Source organism: Synergistaceae bacterium DZ-S4, assembly GCA_025943965.1.
GTDB lineage: Bacteria > Synergistota > Synergistia > Synergistales > Synergistaceae > Caenicola > Caenicola nitritireducens.
Genome location: JAPCWD010000003.1, coordinates 64142 through 84039 on the forward strand (window position 1 = coordinate 64142; position 19898 = coordinate 84039).

Sequence of the window (19898 nt, forward strand, 5' to 3'; positions counted from 1 at the left end):
TGCCAATTAAGGGGCCAAGACGTTGCGGGAAATCAAAAAGGACAAAACGGCCCCGAACTCCTGCCAAAAGGACATTGATCCTCATTTTGGATCCTTCAATTTACCGCGACGATGAACTTATCCGTGATTTTTTCAGGGCTTACCCTTAAAAGCTCAAACATGAGCCTTATGTCAGGATCTATGAGTATGGTGCCGTGCTTAAGATTGACTATGATCAAAACAGAGAGCCTGATTTGAGGTTTAATACAAATTGGGTCCAGGATGCAAGTAACCAACGGGCTATATTTGAGAAGTTTTACAAGAAAGTGTTGCCCCAGAAGTCTCTTATCATTACTTATGCCAAGCAGGTGCCATTCATTGAGGATTCAAAACGGGTTGTAATGGGCATCGGGTTTGTAGAAAGCGTTATTCCACCGCCTGAACACAATCACAGTAATGAAGGTAACCTACGCTCTATTCTCTGGGAAACCATGATAGGCCACAGTATTCGTGACGAACGAAAAAATGGTTTCCTGCTGCCATATCGTGAAATGATGCTTTATGCTGCAGAACACCCAGATTTCGATATTCGCTCCGTGACGGTCTTTGCTGAGGAGGAATACTTTAACGAATTCTCATATGCCACTGAACACCTTTCCTATGACGCTGTTATTAGCGTTCTCCTCCAAACAATAAAGGCCCTAGGAATAGTCAAGCAATGTATTGATGGTAATTGGGATGAGTGTATAGCTTGGGCAAACGCTCGCCTTGCAGAAGTCTGGAAAGACCGAGGTGCTTTCCCCGGAGCAGGTATTATGCTTTACGTGATGGGCTTTAAGCATGGAATAATAATTGCGGAAGAAATCAAAAGTTCGTTGACAGAGGACGAGAGCTACATTGCAAAGCTCGAAAAAGCGATTCAAGAACCGAGAATGCATCTGTCTGCTGATGTTGCCGCCGGAGTTGGTAAAACTGAAAAAAACGCGTTTCTAGGATTAGATGGCGAGCGCAAATCATTGTTCTGGCTCCTTTCGCGCTTTTCGTTGACACTTGAACAGGCTCATGTCTTGTTCAACAGGGAACACGAATGTTGTGACTACAAAGGGAGAAGAAAACATAAGGATGTTCTTCTCGAATGTAGCGATTCTGAAATGCTTGTTAATCCATATGCCATCTACGAAAAAACACGGCTTATGCAACGCCAATTCCAAGTCCCATTCCGTAACGTAGACATGGCAGTATTCCCACCGCGGGAACTACGGAAACAAGATCCTCTTGGAGAACCTACAGCAGTTTCAGGTGAGAACGACGAACGAAGAATACGGGCAGTTGCCGTAAGTATTTTGGAGTTGCAAAGGCAGAACGGACATACCCTCTATCCACAGAACAAGATGATTGCTGATATAAACGAATTACCACTCGATCCAATCTGTTTCGTCACCAGCGATATTTTAAACAGCTTGACGGGGTTTTTTGAGAAAGAGTTTGTCCCAATAGAAACGGAAGATGGAAGCAAGGCGTACCAATTGAATAGCATGCTGGAGTTTGATAATGTTATACGCTCTGCAGTAAATAAACGGGTAGATTCTCCTAAAAGACATTATGTGACGGAAGATTGGGAGAAAATTGTTAACGAGGCATTCCAGGCATCTGAGCTTACCGATTCCGAGAAGCAGGCGCGGGAAGAGAAAACTGCCATACTGAAAGAACTTTCAGAAGCCCGTTTGTCTGTTCTAATAGGAGGGGCAGGTACGGGCAAAACAACCCTGCTCGCATTGCTGTGCAAATCATCACAGATTCAAGACGGCGGAGTCTTGCTCCTTGCTCCAACAGGAAAGGCCCGTGTACGAATGAGCCAAGCCATGCGCTTGCAGGGGGTTCATTTTGAAGCAAGGACAGTTGCCCAATTCCTTAACCAAAACGACCGTTTCGACTCTGTGACTATGCTATATAAGCTCTCCGATACAGACTCAAAGGATGTACCTAATACCGTCATCATTGACGAATCCTCCATGCTCACAGAGGAAATGTTCGGGGCATTGCTACAAGCATTACGAAAAAATGCTGAGCGAATCATTTTTGTTGGTGACCCCAAGCAGTTGCCGCCTATTGGCGCAGGACGACCATTTGTAGATCTTGTTAACCATCTAAGACAAAATATCCCTGTATTCCCTCGTGTTGGCAAAAGCTATGGTGAATTAACGGTCACTCGCAGACAACAAAATGCCGATGGCAGCCCGCGCTTTGATACATCGCTTGCAGAATGGTATTCGGACTCGGACATAGAGCTTGACAGCGAGATATTCGCAAAGCTGCAAGCTAACCAATGCGGGGATAACATATCTTTCAGAGAATGGGAAACAACGGAAGAACTGAAAGATCTGATCCTTCAAACCGTTGCAGAGGAAACCGGGATGGATGGTATTGATGACATAGACGGGTTTGATTTCTCATTGGGTGGTGTTGTAAACGGCGAATGGATGAACTTTGGTGCCAAACCACAGATGATTGAGGATTGGCAAATACTGTCAGCATTACGTAACGACCCAAAAATCGGCACGGCGACTATCAACCGATATATACACCAGAAATACCGCGTTGAGCCTCAGGTGAAAAGTGCTTATCGTAAGCAAATTACTAAGAACATACTTGGTACCGACGGTATTATCTATGGGGAAAAGATCATTAATACTCGCAATCAAATACTAAAGGGATACCCAGTTATAGAATGTCATAACTATGTTGCTAATGGCGAAGTAGGCATTGTTGAGAGGGTTTGGCAGAAACCAAAAGCAAAGAATAACTCACATCAAGTGAAGTTCAGCTCACAGCCAGAACATAGCTACCAATGGGCATCAAAGGTTACAGACGAAGGCAACAGTGATTTGGAGCTTGCATATGCACTTACTGTGCATAAGGCACAAGGCAGCGAGTTTGGTAAGGTTATACTAATATTAACCGAACCGTGTCGCTTGCTTTCAAAGGAATTGCTATATACGGCAATTACTCGGCAAAAAGAAAAACTCGTTGTCCTCTATAACACCAAAGCTTACCACTTGCGTAACTATTCTTTGATGGAGTTCTCCGACATCGCCCGGAGATTTACTAACCTTTTCAAAAAACCAAAAATCGTTGAATACAAGAAAAATTTCTACGAAGCTGGATTGATTCACAAGACTGCTCGTGGTGAACTTGTCCGTTCGAAATCAGAAGTCATTATTGCTGATGCTCTATTCGATAACGATATTGATTATGCCTATGAAAAAGATCTTAACCTTGGTGCAGATGGCATAAAAAGTCCAGACTTCACGATTGAGGACGCGGAGAGTGGCATCCTGTTTTATTGGGAGCATTGCGGCATGATGACGGAAGATAATTATCGCCGTCGTTGGGAGGCAAAGCGCGAAATATATGCTAAGCACGGCATTGTTGAGGGCGAAAACCTTATCGTTTCTTACGATGATGAAAACGGCGGAATAGATTCTCATGTAATTAGAAAGATCATTGATAAATATTTAAAGTAATAAATCATAAATATTGGTTGACCAATAATTAATCAGGGAGATAAATTGAGAATGGCAAAGTTTAATAAAGGGGATCATGTACAGGATATCAACGATTCAACAAAATACGGTACAGTAGAAAAGGTCTTTCCCCTTGAGGGGGGAGAGCAATATTATCAAGTCCTTTGGCCATATCCTTGCGGACTCACAAGTGTCTGGGAAGAAGATATTTCGCTATTTAACCCCGGCAGAAGCCCTGATTCCGATTTCATTTCGTCCAGTTTCTCAGGGCACGAAGATTTTTTGCGGTATATTACTGTCAACCGTCTTTCAAAAGGTCAACCAATTAAAAATACCTTATATGCCTTTAACGCTTCAAGGACCCGATTTTACCCTTATCAATTCAAACCATTAGTTAAATTTCTTGATTCAGAAAGATATAGGGTTCTTATCTGCGATGAGGTCGGACTTGGAAAAACCATAGAGGCCGGGCTCATTCTTGTCGAATTCAAAGCACGTTTTACAGCTAAAAAAATACTTATCACTTGTCCTTCTGGTCTGAGAAAAAAATGGAAAGACGAAATGAAGAACAGGTTCGATGAGGAGTTCACAATTTATAAAGCATCCGAATTTATGGAAAAGTTGGAAGAATACGAAAAGCAGCCTGAAAAAGTTAGCCTTAACGGGATTGTTTCTTTTGAAACCATAAGGTCAGATAGGATTGTTAACAGGTTAAAAGAAGTGTCAGCAGATTTTGATCTGGTTATTGTAGATGAAGCGCACCATATGCGTAATGTCGGAAGAAAACAATGGAAAGCCGGAACAGTCCTATCTCAAAATGCAACGGCGATGGTCATGTTGACAGCAACACCTGTTCAATTAGGAAGAGAAAACTTGTTTGTCTTACTTCAAATTTTGGACAATCAAGAATTCAGAGAGCAACATGCTGCTGAAGAAAGATTTAGCATAAACGAAAACATTGTAATGGCACAGAATGTCATATCACATTCCCCGCATAACGCTTTAAAAGCCTTGGATTATTTAAAGACTGCACAAGAATTCGATGTAATAAGGGAAAATCCATATTTTTCAAGAGCGCAAAAAGCTCTTGAATGTTTGAATAAAGCTGTTCTAGATAATGTAGAAATCAATAAAATTAATAAAGAGCAAATCAATGTACAAAGAGAATTGGCATCGCTCAACTTGATAAGTCATATATACACAAGGACACGTAAAAGGGATGTAAACGAGGATTTTACTAGAAGAGAGGCACACCCAATCATAATTGAATTTACCCCTATTGAAAGTGCCTTTTATTATGCTGTCACGAATTATGTTCGTTCTCTCTCTGCACGCAAGGGACAATCTCCTTTAATTGAGAAATGGGTACTTAATACACCTCAAAGAAGAATGGCATCGTCAATTCCAGCAATGGTTGAATATTACAAAAAAGAATTATTTGGCAGCGAACAAAAAGAATTCTACAGCGATATGCAAGATGACATTGATGTCGAGTTTTCTGAATTGATAAGCGAGAATGATGAGAATAATGAAGAGCCGGAAGAAATACCAACGGTTGAAGAAGCGAGAGAAAATCTTAAAAATATTCTTATGAAATGGCCTAAGAATTCGACTGATTCAAAATATGAAGCATTATCAAATGCGATAAAAACTATCAGGGACAAAGAAAAACAGGTCAAAATCGTATTGTTTTCTTTTTTCAAAGGAACATTGCACTACCTATACAGAAAGCTTTCAGAAGAAGGCATCAATTCAGTGCTGATCACCGGAGATGTCAAGGGTGAAGATCGTGTTCAAAAGATAGAAGAATTCAAAACAAATCCTAAAATAGAGGTAATGCTTTCTTCAAAAGTTGGTACGGAAGGGCTCGACTTTCAGTTCTGCCACATTCTATTTAATTATGATTTGCCCTGGAATCCAATGGAGGTTGAACAAAGGATTGGCCGACTGGATAGGATCGGTCAGGAATCAGATTTTATTGCTGTCTATCATTTTTGGATAAAGGGAACAATTGAAGAAAGAATACTAAAAAAATTATATGAACGGATTGGAATATTTGAGAAATCAATAGGAGAACTTGAGCTAATTCTTGGTGAAATTTCAAGTGACTTGGAGTATGAACTTTTCGCACGGGAATTATCTCCTGAAGAAGAGCAATCCGCACTTGACCGAAAATTGAAGGTCATAGAAGCCAGGCAGCAGGAACTTCAAGAGATTGAAAAAGATGCGGCTAGATTTATTGGAACAGATGCATTCTTCGAACAGGAAGTTGAGAAATTTAGAAGGAACAGATTGTTCATAACACCGGAACAAGTAAGGAGTTTGGTGGATCACTTCATTAGAAATGTTGTACCCCAAACAAGAATAAATTATGACAAACAGGCAGACATTGGCCGAATTTTTCCTGGCCAGGACCTAATAAAAATATTAGCAAATGAAGATTGTTTGAAGGAGATGCGCGGGTTAACTTCTACTGCAAATGGGAGAGAAATTACATTTAATAGTGAAGTTGCATTTAAATACCCGAAAATTGAATTTGTTAATTTATTACACCCTCTAATAAAAGCAATTGTTGGTTTTTACTCTAAAAATTCATTTAACTCAAGCCAATCGCATTTTATTTGTCTAACCTCAGATGAATTAGAAGAAGGATATTATTTCTTTTTTACACACATTGTCGAAGTTAGGGCAGCCCGTGATAACAACTTGTTGCAGGCTGTAATTATTAATGATTACGGAGAAGAAGCCTGTGATGCAGGTAAAGCAGAATATATTTTCGGTGAAATGCTGGAAAATGGAAAAAGCTCAATAACACCACCCCCGAGGTTTGATGCAAAAGATATGGGGTCAATATACAAAGAAGCAGAATCAATTATTCGAAAAAGAATAAGCGATATGAAAGAAAATATGCAAATAGCAAATGATGTTTTTGTTGACAGAAGGATTCAAGTAATAAATTCATTTTATACTAGAATTTTAGAGCAAAAAAATGAAAGATTAGTAAATTATGAGCAAACTCATAATCAAAATATGCAATACCTTAGGATGTTAAAGGGCGATATTAGAAACAGGGAACTTGAAAGAGAGAATGAAATCGCAAAAACAGAAAAAAGAAGAAGGGTTAGTCTTAGCTTTAAACCGTTATGTTTCGGTTGTTTGAGAATAAATAAAAATTAATGTATTGGGGGGAATAATATGGTAGTACTTATTATAAGTATAGTGCTTATTGTTATTGTTTGTACAATGGCAATGTCAATTGATAATTCTCAAAACAAAAAAATTAAGGAAACAATAGAAAAGACAGATTTTTATATTAATCCAAAAAATAATAAAGTTCAAACAAAAAGCAAATCAGAAAAAATGAAAGTAATTATTCCCAATAACAGACAAGAAGAAACAATAAAAAATGAAAATAGATCAATTAATAATGATGCAGGAGATTATTCATGGGTTGACGAACTTAAAAATGAAGATGTTCTTGTAGAATCAATAAACAAAAAAGATAATAATGATGATTATATGGAAAATTATTCTTGGATAAATGAATTAAATAATAATAAGAATAATACTCAAAATACCGGCGTTTCCGCAAAATCAATAAAGAACACGGGAGAAGAATCTGTTTTAAAAGAAAAAAAGACTATTCATGCTATTCCAAGTACCGAAAATGATTTTTTTATTAATAATGAAGAAAAAGGTAAGATAGCAGAAAAACCGGGGCAAGTGCCAGAGAAGAGACGAATATCACCCGTTGATGAAAAACCATACACAATTTATGTAGGACTTGATTTTGGAACAAGTTCGACCAAAGTTGCCTACAGGATCTCCGGAGGTGTAGAAAAAGTAATTCCTATGGAGATAAGTACAATGCCCAATATGCATTATGCTCAGCCTTCTCTAATTGCTTTTAAAAATAATAAAATATTGTTTGGTGAAGAGGCATATAAGTATTTAGAAAACAGAAATTGGGATCTTGGGATAAGGTGTGTCAAGATGCTTTTTGCTGGCTCAATCGATCCAGACTATAAGAACGTGGAATTATACGACAGATTCGTTCAGTATTGTGAGTCAAACAACATTAGTCCTCATTATATAAATCCTGCTTATTGGGTTATTGCATATCTAGTTTGGATAATAAGAATCATCAGATCTAAACTGGATAGTCAGTACAAACGTTCAATTAACCTTAATATAAATATTTGTATTCCTTTAGATACTTATGAAAAAGAAAATTTAAGGAAAGGATTTCAAAAAGCTATAAATGTGGTTGAAAAGATCGGCAGTTTGTGGAATGGAAATAATGATATTACATTAATTGAAAACATTGCTGAGCTTTGGAAAAGTACTGAAGCTGATGAAATAGAAAATTCAAAAATACATATTGTGCCTGAGGCAGTAGCTCAAATGGTATGTTACTTAAATTCCCTCGCTGCAGAAAATAAAATGCATGGAGTTATAGATTTCGGATCTGGAACAACTGATTTTTCAATTTTTAATTTACGTAGAGATTCAGACGGGGAGAGATGTGCGTACTGGCTGAATGCGGTTACTTATCCAATAGGTATGTATGATGTGGAGAAATTGATAGCAAATAATATCGATGAAAATATAGATTATAAAAATCTTAAATATGCGATCGAGCACTCGTATAGTCAAAGTAAATCAGTTCAAGAAAAAATAAAAAATTTTTTGTCAGAACTATGGAAACAATCTAGGTACGAAGTTTGGGGAGAAGCGTATGATCAAAACCCAAGGCAGGCGGATTGGGAGAAGAACAACGTAAAAATTTTTGTATGTGGGGGCGGAAGCGGACTAGAAGGTGTTAAAGATGTATTTAAAGAATCATGGTATCAGGACAAATACACTAACTGGGGGCCTTATTCAGTTGAAAGATTGACTGTGCCTGATGATTTGGTCTTTGAAGGAATTAATCATTACGACTTTCCGCGTATTGCAGTTGCATATGGATTAACTACTCCAAGACCGAAGCTACACAAATATAAACTACCTAAAGATCATGTAGTAGAAAAAAATAAGGATGACAAAAAAAATTATGATGAAGGTTATTGGGGGACTGTTTACATAGACACACATTAGTTGATAGAGCTGGGTTCCAACAAAAATCCTTTGTGTGAGGCTTAGTGTCTGTAATTGCGAGCAGATCGTAAAAGTACACAGCAGTGAGAAGAACAGAAGCGATTTGAGAGTTAAGCTCATTGTCTTTGGCACAATCTATCATTTCGCCGGTTTTGTGCATTAAGCCGGGCGAGGTACGGTGAATTCAAACATTTGCTATATAGGGAGGAAACAACATGAGTTTCAAACCAGACTACGGTTTACGCCAGTTGAATGACGGAATATCACGAAATGTCGACCAATACTTTTATGCCTTCAAGCTGTACAGCCTTACTGTCCTTGGTCGCAACCAATTCTCAACCATGGTAGAGATGCCAATTGCCGGGGAGCTGCATGCTCTTTCACTCGATTTCAATCAAAGCCAACTGAATCAGATCCTTTCCAATGCTTCGCCTCAAATCGCGTCGATCATAAGTAAAGAGTTAAAGCGCGACCCATTCACCCCACGGACAATTGACTTTGATGGAGAGGTAGTTTTTGATGTCAGAGCAAGACTTGGACAACTGCAGAAAGCTCAATATGAGAGTTTTGTTCCGCTTGTTATACAAGAAATCATCTAACTGCAGGTACCAGCGAACAAGCGGATTAATTCCTGATTGTTTGTTATAAGCTAAAAATCCCCGAAATTGCAAAAGCCTATTTTTCGTACCCCCGCTGGGAACGAAATATTTGGGGTCAGACCTACACATTTGACATAATGTCCTGTCTCCATAAAAATTGAGTCTGTTTATTGTTTGAAAAAACAGCGGTCAGGGAGGCGAAAACATGGCGAGGCCTTTAAATGCGATTGGGGGCAGACCTACATATTTGACATAGGCTACAGGCTAAAAATCCCCGAAATTACAAAAGCGCTGTCTTGTTTTAATCCTTCGAACTGCTTTCGAAAGACAGGGAAATGCTTTTGCCGGGAAATATGGGAGAGCAGGCGAGCGATTGGCAAGCGTAGGCAAGCAGTTTGTTTCTTGTAAGCTAAAAATCCCCAGAATTGCAAAATGAAAATCCCCAGTTTTGCAAACTGGAAATCCCCAGTTTTGCAAAACGGCCATTGAAAGCACGACCGAAACCCAATACCCTTTTAGTTTACATACGCTGCATAAAACTGAACACGCGATTGCGTATGATGGACACCATTCCCGGTAATAACAGCGCGCATTTTTTTGTATGGCGTTATTGTATTTATAATATTATTTGCTATACTTGTATAACAACAATAAGGAGGGATTTCTATGCTTGCAGTGAGACTGGATAAACCACTGGAGGAGCGACTTGAAAAACTTGCCAATAAAACCGGCAGGACTAAGACTTGGTATGCGCGGAAGGCAATTGAGACATATCTTGATGATATTGAAGATGCTGCGCTTGCGGCAGCTGCATATGAAGAATACATCCTTGACGGAGAGGCTTCATCTTCCCTTGAGGAAGTGAGGTCGCGCCTTGGCTTGGCAGATTGAATTTTCAAGAAAGGCAGCGAACACCATTGGGGTCAGACCTACACATTTGACAAAATGTGGATAATTGACAGAAGTTTGCTAACCTTGGAAAAATATGATTTGAATATTCTGAGGAAAACTATTAAATCAACCTCAGTGCCCGAACCATTTCGAATGCGCTTTGAGATCAGGGGGCCCGTGGCTTTGATTTTAGACTATTAGCGTATTTACAAGATCTTAAACAGAAGTCGATGGATCCCGGATTTAAGCATTCGGGGACGACGGAGAGAGGGCTTAGAACAAGACCGGACCTGGATTCCCGCTCGACGGCATACGGGCATGACGGGGATGGGTCCGGGTCTCAGGTTCTACAAATGCACCAGGGAACACCAGAGGGGTCAGACCTACACAATTGACAGATTGGCTAACTCTCTGTGATTGCAATTGGGGTCAGACCTACACATTTGACATAATGCCCTGTTTCCATATAGAGCCAGTGGGGGTCAGACCTACACAATTGACAGATTGGCTAACTCTCTGTGATTGCAATTGGGGTCAGACCTACACATTTGACATAATGCCCTGTTTCCATATAGAGCCAGTGGGGGTCAGACCTACACAATTGACAGATTGGCTAACTCTCTGGATTGCAATTGGGGTCAGACCTACACATTTGACATAATGCCCTGTTTCCATATAGAGCCAGTGGGGGTCAGACCTACACAATTGACAGATTGGCTAACTCTCTGAAAAATAGGGATTGCAATTGGGGTCAGACCTACACATTTGGGTCAAATTGGGGTCAGACCTACACATTTGACATAATAGCCTGTTTCAATAAAAATTGAGTGATTGAGTGTGTTTATTGTTTTAATGGGTCAAATTGGGGTCAGACCTACACATTTGACATAATAGCCTGTTTCAATAAAAATTGAGTGATTGAGTGTGTTTATTGTTTTAAAAAAACAGCGATCAAGGAGGCAAAAACATGGCGAGGCCTTTGCGGATAGAATATCCCGGAGCTTTTTATCATGTTACCTCAAGGGGAAATGAGCGGAAGGATATTTTCAAAAGTAACACCGATCGTGAAATGTTCCTTTCTTACCTTGCATCCGCTCAAGAAAAATACGAAGCTGTCGTTCACGCCTATTGCCTTATGTCGAACCATTATCACTTGATGATCGAGACCCCGCAGGGTAATCTCTCTCTCATAATGAAATACATCAACAGTTCCTACACCAACTTTTTTAATATCAAAAGAAAACGAACGGGACACCTTTTGCAGGGACGCTACAAAGCTATTCTGGTTGAAGCCGATGCCTACGCTACAGAGCTTTCACGCTACATCCATCTGAATCCGGCCAGAGCGGGAATGGTCAGGTCTCCGGAAGAGTATCGCTGGTCAAGTTACAGTTATTACACAGAGAGAAGTTCTCCGTCCTGGCTCAAAACAGGATTCATTCTCGGATATTTTGGCACGGACCCCACACAGTCTCGCAGGGACTACAGAAATTATGTAATAGAAAAGGTCAACGGAGGCTACATTGACCCGCTTGCAGGAGTAGTAGCTTCGACCATATTGGGGAGCGAAGATTTTGTTCGCCGCATCAAAGAGAACGAGCTTGATGGAAGGACTTTGGACAGGGATCTTCCTGCGTTGACGGAACTTAAAGAAAAAACGGATCCGAAAATGATCCAAGAGGCAGCCCTGGAAATCTTTCCGGATGACAAAAGAACTGCGCGATTTGCCGGAATATATTTATGCCACCGTTACAGCGCGGCAAAGCTGAGGGAGATCGGATGCCTTTACCGGTTGTCTGATTCCGGCGTGACTCAGGCGAGAAGAAGATTTGAAGCAGCCATGAAGGTGGACGCCCCATTGAGAAAAAAGATAGAAGAAGTCCTGGTGATCCTTGGTCTGTGAGTGTATAAGCCTTTCGATCCAGTCAGCCGTATTTTGAACCTTACAGGAGTTTTAGGAAGGTGGCTCTATGCAGCGCGCAGGCCGGCTCTATTGGATCGCGCGAGTAGCTCTAAGCCTTAGCGCCGTCGGCTCTGTCTTGCCGTGTTTCAGCAGATAAAGTATGGATAAGTATGGATAATTTTGTAATTGCTGCAGAAAATTTATCCAAAACGTATTGTCTGCAAAAATCAAGAAATCAGTCATAGGCAGGAATTACTATTGGATAAATTGTTTGTCACAAGCTAAAAATCCCCGGAATTTCAAAAGGCTTTTTTGATCCTTGGAACTGCTTTCGAAAAACAGGAAAGGCTTTTGCCGGGAAAGAATAACAGGGGCCGATGGAAGAGATCGGTCCCTGTCGTTGCAAAGGGGATCATTTGCGTATTGTCCCAAAGTCCCAATGGTAGTAAAAGCGGCCGGGGAGAGCACCGGCGGCGAGCAATAGGCAAGCGTAGGCAAGCAGTTGGCAAGCAGTAGTTAAAGGCAGGCGGAAAGTGCATCCGCGGGGGATTGCAGCCTTTGGGCTGCGGAGAAGCAGATCGCGACGTATCTCAGCAACGATGCCTTCCATTAACTTGCTTTTTCGTGTTGATTATCATTTATTTAACTTGCTTTTTCGTGCTGATTATTCTCTATCGAACTTGCCTTTTCGTGACAAAGGTGATATGGTGCGTTTATGCCAAGTAAATTCTCTGCGAGGAGTGAGACCTGTCATGACCGAGGAAAAGGATACTGTCGTCCTCAAACGAAAACTGTATGACCGTTTGTTGGAGTGGAAGAATAAGAGCAGAGGGACCAGCGCACTGATGATCAACGGTGCGAGACGAGTTGGAAAAAGCTTCCTCTGCCGGCAATTCGCTGAGAACGAGTACGAGAGTTATATAATGATCGACTTTGGGAACGCACCGGTGGAGATCCTTGATTTGTTTAAATATGACAGCTCGAATCTGGACCTCTTTTTCGCGAAGCTTTCCGCCTTCTACTCGACATTGCTCCACAAAAGGTCGTCGGTCATTATATTTGACGAGGTGCAGCAGTATCCACGAGCAAGGCAGTTGATAAAATATCTCGTGGAGGATGGAAGATATGACTATATTGAAACAGGTTCTCTTATTCGCATCAGAAAGAATGTTCAGGACATTATAATACCGTCTGAGGAGGAACATGTTGAGATGTTTCCTCTGGATCTTGAGGAGTTCCTGTGGGCGCTGGGCGACTTTGCCACGATGCCGCTTGTCAGAAGCTGCTTCAATAACAGGACTCCTTTGGGGCAGGCCCTTCATCGCAAGGTGATGAACGATTTTCGCCAATACGTTATTGTCGGAGGAATGCCGCAGGCAGTGCTGGCATATCTCCGGAACAAGGAATTTGAGTCTGTTGACGCGGTAAAGAGACAAATAATAACTTTATACCGGAATGATGTTTCAAAGTTTGCCGCCGGGTATGAGAATAAAGTCATCGCTGTTTTTGACGGTATCCCGGGACAGCTTTCAAAGAAGGAGAAAAAGTACAGGCTTTCGTCTATTTCCAAGGAGGCCCGCTTCAGGAATTTCGAGGATTCTTTCATATGGCTGCACGAGGCGATGATAGTAAATACCTCCCTGAACGCGACAGATCCGCATGTCGGCCTGGCGCTCAGCGCAGATAAAGCAACACAGAAGTGCTATATGGCCGATACCGGGCTTTTGATCACACTCGCGTTTATGGATAAGCCATTCGTGGAGAACGAGCTGTACAGGGCCGTTCTTTTTGACAGGCTGGAAATCAACGAGGGCATGATAATGGAGAACGTGGTCGCTCAAATGCTGCGAACTCGAGGCCACAAGCTCTATTTTTATTCGCGGAACGATCCAAATAACAGGGAGAACCACATGGAGATAGATTTTCTGATAACCGAAGAGAGAAAGATAGCGCCGATAGAGGTCAAATCAGGCAAATACCGCTCTCACTCCTCGCTGGACAAGTTTAGGAAAAAATTTTCCAAAAGCCTTGGCAGTTCCTATATCCTTTATACCAATGACGTAATGGTAAAGGACGGCATAGTCCATCTGCCGTTATATATGGCAATGCTGCTGTAAAGGACAGACTGCTAAGCATTTTTTAGAGGCGGCTGATCTGTAGTAGGGATCAAGGGGCAGGTTCGGGGAATTTGCATCGCTTCGCATCGCGGTGAACTCAAGATTTATGACCCAATTCAACTCGACTTGCCTTGTCGCAAATTTTCCGGGGCGGTTTGTTGCACGTTGCTGACAGCAGCGTGCATATTTTTTGTATGGCGTTATTGTATTTTTAATATTATTCGCTATACTTGTATAGCAATAATAAGGAGGGATTTCTATGCTTGCAGTGAGACTGGATAAACCACTGGAGGAGCGACTTGAAAAACTTGCCGATAAAACCGGCAGAACTAAGACTTGGTATGCGCGGAAGGCAATTGAGACATATCTTGATGATATTGAAGATGCTGCACTTGCGGCAGCTGCATATGAAGAATACATCCTTGACGGAGAGGCTTCATCTTCCCTTGAGGAAGTGAGGTCGCGCCTTGGCTTGGCAGATTGAATTTTCAAGAAAGGCAGAAAAGGAACTCTCTTCGCTTGATAAGCCTCAGGCTCTGAGGATATTAAACTATCTTGATGAACTGGCCGGCCTTGATGACCCCAGAAGAAGAGGAAAAGCCCTTGTCGCAGATCTCTCCGGGCTATGGCGCTACCGAGTAGGCGCATGGCGTATTCTATGCAGGATAGAAGACAGCCGCTTCCTTGTTTTGGTAGTGAAACTCGGACACCGAAGCTCCGTTTATGACCAAGATTAGTTTAAAGCGGAGAGTACATCCGCTGGGGAATTCAAGCTTTATGATTTGAGGGCATGGCCAATTCACCGCTGAATGGTTCTTTCAGCAAATTCTCCCGCGACTATCCTCGCGAATTCCCCGCGACCGGAGTTGTTGCAAATTTTCCGGCGGAGGAAGTTTCCGCCGGCCTTTACAACTGCTTCACCTCACCTTTGCAATAATTTCAATCGCCCACAGTGGGATATTGGTCAGCCAATCTTCCTTTTTGTAATCGGACATGGAGGTGCGAATCGCAGTTTTAGGCTTGAATTTCTCGCAATAGGTTTTCAGACTCTTGGCCTTCAAATTCTTCTCGGCCTTAACTTCAACGGGGATAACTTCTGTGCCTGTATCCAGCAAAAAGTCTATCTCAGCACTGCCGCGGTCATTCGTCCAATAGTATGTTCCAAGTTCCTTGACTGTCTTTAGCTGCTGAAGAACATACTGTTCCGTCAGAGCACCTTTGAACTCATTGAACAGCCTGTCTCCGTCAAGGAGGACTGTCTGCCCCAACCGCACCAGACAGGAGAGGAGCCCTACATCGACAAGGAAAAGTTTGAAGGCTTTCAAGTCCTCATATGCTTTTAAAGGCAGGTTAGGTTTTGTTGCACGCTGAACTTTATGGACAAGCCCGCAATCTGTCAGCCATAACATTGACATTTCGTAATCTTTTGCGCGCGCACCTTCTTTAATGAGACCATAAATAAACTTTTTGTTTTCCTTTGTAAGCTGTGACGGAATGCTGTTCCAGAGCATACGGATACGAGGCACTTCGGCGTTAGGCGCATGTTTGGAAAAGTCCTGCTCATAAGCAGTCAGGATACGCTGCTGTATATCCCGCACGCTGTTGAAATCACGATTTTCGGCAAAATTCTGTACAGCCTCCGGCATACCTCCGACATAGTAATAATGTTTGAGTAAATCTACATACTCCTGCTTAAAAGTGGTAGCCATGTCTAAGTCACCATTCTTAAGCAGATCTGCAAATTGTCCCTTCTGCATTGCCAGCATGAACTCAGTCAATGAGAGGGGGTAAAGGTCAAGGAACTCCACCTTGCCCACCGGGAACGATGTCCCGGGATGCAGTGCGACTCCAAGCAGGGAGCCGGCGCATACGATCTGATACTGTGGTGCGTTTTCGTTAAAATATTTAAGCGATGTCAGAGCTGCCGGCACTTCCTGTATTTCATCAAAAATAAGCAATGTATTTTGGGGGTCAATTTTACGTCCGTTATAAATTTCAATGCCGGTAATTATCCGGTCAATTTTCATATCTGCTGCGAACAAACCTGCCATCTGCGGGTTATTTTCAAAGTTAATGTAGACTGTATCTGTATAAGCGATATTTCCAAATTCTTTCATTAACCAGGTTTTCCCTACTTGACGTGCCCCACGTATGATGAGAGGTTTTTTGTTTTCCTTATTCTTCCATTTATGAAGATCTTCAATTGCTTTACGGTACATTTGTGATCACCTCAAAAGAGATTATAAACCATATTTACATAAATTACGACGAAAAAGTGATCAACTATTACACTTTTTACGACGATAATTTGCAGATTTGCAGTGGTGGGGTTGCCGGGGAGAGCACCGGCGGCGAGCAATTGGCAAGCGGCATTTACAATTGTGAAACTGCGACAAATATGGTCGCGTGAAGCTGTGGTGAAGCGATGGTGAAGCAATCGTAAAGGCAGGACATTTTGTCAATTGTGTGGGTCTGCCCCCCTCTGTGTTTCCCCCACCAGTTCAAATATATAGCCTAGAAATTCAAATATTATCTTGATTCGATTTATTTTGGTGTGTTTTATGACATTAGTAGTGGTTTAAGGGAAGCTGATAGTAACTAAGTCAATGCAGTGAGGCATGAATTAAAAATATTCCATGAAATATTAAATCTGTTGACAGTACTGATTTATAGGACTATTTTAAGCTGAATTCAAAGGAGGCTAAAAATATGTCCAATTTTTCTAAAAATGTGTTTTTATGTTTATGCATGTTAAGTTTTCTTTCTTTTGTTTTTGTATTTTTAGCGTACAGCCCTGCCTCAGCCTGCAGCCGTGTACTTTCGGCCAATAACGGACAGGCTGTTCTCGTGGGCCGGAATATGGACTGGCCTGAAAATATCGACAGCGCGTTCTGGTTTCTGCCGAGAGGTATCAAGCGCAGCGGGCTTGCAGGAGGGAATGCGATGGTATGGGCTGCTAAATACAGCAGTATCGTGACTGCTTCGACTGTGAAAGGCCAGTCTTTTGTTTCCGACGGACTTAACGAAAAGGGCCTTGAAGCAAACCTGCTCTGGCTCACTGAAAGTGATTACGGTGCGCGGAATGAAACTAAACCGGGCCTGTCAATAGCTTTATGGGCCCAGTATGTGCTTGACAATTATTCGACAGTCGCAGATGCTGTCCGGGATATTCAGTCCGGGCTGTACCAGATCGTTGACGTCAATATACCTATGTATATTCCGACTGTGGGGGTGACAGAAGCGCGCGCTTCTCTACACCTCGCGCTGGCTGATAGGACAGGAGATTCAGCTGTTATAGAATATTTAAACGGAAAACCAGTCATTTATCATGACCGTAAATATACGATCATGACCAACTCTCCTACATTTGATAAACAGCAGGAGAACCTCAAAAAATACAAAGGTTTCGGCGGGAAAAAACCTCTGCCCGGTACGTCCGATGCCGCTGACCGCTTCGTAAGGGCATCGTTTTATATGAAAAATACACCGCAGCCCAATAACATTCGTGAGGCAATAGCTTATATGCTGAGCGTTACAAGAAATGCGTCCCAGCCTTTTATAGTGACTTTGGACCCGAAGCATCCGTACACTGCAGCCACGATCTGGCGTACGGTAGGCGATTTGACCAACGGATATTACTATTATGAATCGACGATCAGCCCTTATCTTGTATGGGCGGATTTTGCCGAATTTGATTCCGGCGCAGGATCTCAGGCCATGAAGCTTGAACTGAGCAAAAATCCTGATTATTACGGCAATGTTTCAAAGTTTTTCCAGAAGGCGGATCCTGCGGAATTAAAAGTTCCCAAATTTTTTGACTGATAAAACACAATAGAAAAAATAATTGGGGTCAGACCTGCACAATTGACAGAAAGGTATCCATTCGAATCATTGGTATATCGGGGCTGAGCCAATGGAGACAGAGGATCTGTTTCTTCTGTCGGATCCGGTGTTATCCGGGCAAGCAGAAGGTTTAAAGAGGATGCAGAAGCCAAAGTTCAACCGAAGAAAAACTTCGAAGATATCCCTAAATTTTTGGTTTTCTTAATTATGCAGGCCTGACACCCGCTGAGCAGCTTTTAGATATTTGGGAACAGCTCAATAATCCAACTTATAAACCCCTCGAATTCGAGGATGAGTACAAGGGGGACAGTCAGACCTCCACAATTGACAGAGGTAACAGCCTGGCGGGCTCAGACGGAGAATTAATGATTATGGACCAATTCGCCGTGGCTTGAAAAACCACAGTTACCGGCGTAGCGTTTATTTGCGGCGGATAGATCGGCAGTTGGGAGCATGGCGTTGAAAAGGTCAAAAATTTAACGGGGATAGCCGGTGTTGTTTGATGCTTGGTGCTAAAGTATAATAACGATAAAGAGGTGGTTCTAATGAACACAATTTATACGATTGGATACCAAGGTGTAAATATAGATGAATTTGTAAAGTGCTTAAAGAATAACGGGATAGAGATCCTTGCCGATGTTCGCCAACGGCCATATTCACGTAAGGCCGGATTTTCTAAACAGGCTCTCAGCAGCAGGCTGTCGGAAGTTGGTATTGCATATAAGCATTTCGAAGCTTTGGGCTGCCCGGTTCAGATAAGAGATCAATATAAAGTTGATGGAGACTGGTTTGCTTACTGTAGAAGCTATAAGAAATTCTTAGACAACGAATCTGTTGCACTGGAATCACTGTCTTCATATATCAAAAGCTTTCCCTGCTCGCTCTTTTGCTTTGAAGCAGATGCAAATTTCTGTCACCGTTCATTGATAGCGAAATCGATTACCCTAAAGCACCCTGAGCTTACGGTCAGCAACTTATCTTTTGAAAAACCCACTAAAAGAGAGACCCCTGTACAGCTTCGCCTGTGCTGGTCTTAGGAGGGTAGATCAAACTCACTGCCATCCATTGATTATGGAACCGATGTTGATTGCCAAGTAGAAGATGGAGGTTTTTACTGTTCATTTCACTCTCGATCCTGTTTTTAAATTTATCTGTCCAATTAGACCCATAGTCTCGTACGCACTTACGGTATAATGCACAGACCTCCCAATCAATAAGTTTTAGTTTTACTTGTTTTTCCAGTCCATCTTCTGTCTTTACCTGCATCGAATAATAAAAATCGTATGGAATTTTTTCTAAAATTTTGATTGGTAGATTTCCCCCTTCATCAGAGAATAATGAATTGTCTGCTTGTTCAACTTGCCGCAGATTTGACAACTCTTTCTCACTCCAATGTTCCTGAGAAGCCTTCATTATTTCTAGTTTGACAGGCAATGCAGGCTTATATAAAGCCAGGCTGATCCCGGAGTCTAAGTAAGGTTCATTCCCTGTTTCTTTTTTAAAACGGTCAATCTGGGGGATACCGCCTGCCCAGGACATCCTTTCTTTCCACTTATTTTTCGTGTTAATGACATTATGAAGATTTATCCTATCAAAATATATTTTTCGGCTTTCTTTTCTGATGTCTTGTGTATTTGGATAGGTTTCCACTTCGACCCACTGCCACTTGGAAAATTGGTATTTGCCTTCGAGTCGTCTATATGGAACCGGGTATATCCTCCTCATTTCTGCACGATCTGTAATGCCTGCGATACATGAAGTTTCCCCGTATTTTGCACTTGGACTGGGGTAGGTTTTAGCAAGGATAAGAATTTTTTCTGTTCTATTTAATGAGTTTCCAGACATCGGAAGACCTTCCTTCATCAATTAGTCACTCACTCTCGCCATACAATTAAGCATACCATTAGATCCTAATACTTAAAGAAAGTTTCTGTTGGATATTGTT

13 protein-coding genes are annotated in these 19898 nt (G+C 41.7%); 11 read left to right on the forward strand and 2 right to left on the reverse strand.

All coding sequences use genetic code 11. The features are described from left to right. Positions 1 to 194: 194 nt before the first annotated feature. The 9 genes from OLM33_02750 to OLM33_02790 all read left to right on the forward strand — a co-directional run bounded on the left by OLM33_02750 (position 195) and on the right by OLM33_02790 (position 14847). Entirely contained in the window at positions 195 to 3503 is a 3309-nt protein-coding gene (locus OLM33_02750) for an AAA family ATPase (protein ID MCW1712592.1), read from the forward strand. 51 nt (positions 3504 to 3554) lie between these two features. Next, entirely contained in the window at positions 3555 to 6680 is a 3126-nt protein-coding gene (locus OLM33_02755) for an SNF2-related protein (protein ID MCW1712593.1), read from the forward strand. A gap of 18 nt (positions 6681 to 6698) precedes the next feature. Next, positions 6699 to 8600: a hypothetical protein gene (locus tag OLM33_02760; GenBank protein MCW1712594.1), complete on the forward strand. Its 1902-nt coding sequence runs from the start codon at positions 6699 to 6701 to the stop codon at positions 8598 to 8600. Between the two features lie 215 nt (positions 8601 to 8815). After that, complete coding sequence (locus OLM33_02765; GenBank protein MCW1712595.1) at positions 8816 to 9199, forward strand: hypothetical protein; 384 nt, start codon at positions 8816 to 8818, stop codon at positions 9197 to 9199. 666 nt (positions 9200 to 9865) lie between these two features. Beyond that, the gene (locus OLM33_02770; protein MCW1712596.1) at positions 9866 to 10090 is read left to right on the forward strand and encodes a ribbon-helix-helix domain-containing protein; all 225 of its coding nucleotides are present in this window, start codon (positions 9866 to 9868) and stop codon (positions 10088 to 10090) included. 967 nt (positions 10091 to 11057) lie between these two features. Continuing rightward, entirely contained in the window at positions 11058 to 11993 is a 936-nt protein-coding gene (locus tag OLM33_02775) for a transposase (protein ID MCW1712597.1), read from the forward strand. A gap of 752 nt (positions 11994 to 12745) precedes the next feature. Then, positions 12746 to 14110, forward strand: a complete 1365-nt coding sequence (locus OLM33_02780) for an AAA family ATPase (GenBank protein ID MCW1712598.1) — start codon at positions 12746 to 12748, stop codon at positions 14108 to 14110. Between the two features lie 259 nt (positions 14111 to 14369). After that, positions 14370 to 14594, forward strand: coding sequence for a ribbon-helix-helix domain-containing protein (locus OLM33_02785; protein MCW1712599.1), 225 nt, complete (start codon positions 14370 to 14372; stop codon positions 14592 to 14594). Continuing rightward, on the forward strand, positions 14578 to 14847 hold the full coding sequence (locus tag OLM33_02790; GenBank protein MCW1712600.1) for a type II toxin-antitoxin system RelE/ParE family toxin: 270 nt from the start codon (positions 14578 to 14580) through the stop codon (positions 14845 to 14847). Before OLM33_02785 ends, OLM33_02790 begins: the two co-directional genes overlap by 17 nt. A gap of 180 nt (positions 14848 to 15027) precedes the next feature. On the opposite strand, the gene OLM33_02795 is transcribed toward OLM33_02790, so the two are convergent. Then, positions 15028 to 16329, reverse strand: coding sequence for an ATP-binding protein (locus OLM33_02795; GenBank protein ID MCW1712601.1), 1302 nt, complete (start codon positions 16327 to 16329; stop codon positions 15028 to 15030). Positions 16330 to 16858: 529 nt separating this feature from the next. Between OLM33_02795 and OLM33_02800 the strand changes: the two genes are divergently transcribed. Both OLM33_02800 and OLM33_02805 read left to right on the forward strand, forming a co-directional pair. Beyond that, positions 16859 to 17932, forward strand: coding sequence for a linear amide C-N hydrolase (locus tag OLM33_02800; protein MCW1712602.1), 1074 nt, complete (start codon positions 16859 to 16861; stop codon positions 17930 to 17932). 566 nt (positions 17933 to 18498) lie between these two features. Continuing rightward, a complete protein-coding gene (locus OLM33_02805; protein ID MCW1712603.1) occupies positions 18499 to 18990 on the forward strand; it encodes a DUF488 domain-containing protein in 492 nt (163 codons plus the stop codon). Here OLM33_02805 and OLM33_02810 read toward each other — a convergent pair. Continuing rightward, a complete protein-coding gene (locus OLM33_02810) occupies positions 18947 to 19798 on the reverse strand; it encodes a hypothetical protein (GenBank protein ID MCW1712604.1) in 852 nt (283 codons plus the stop codon). The two genes, OLM33_02805 and OLM33_02810, sit on opposite strands and share 44 nt — an antisense overlap. Between the last annotated feature and the right edge of the window lie 100 nt (positions 19799 to 19898).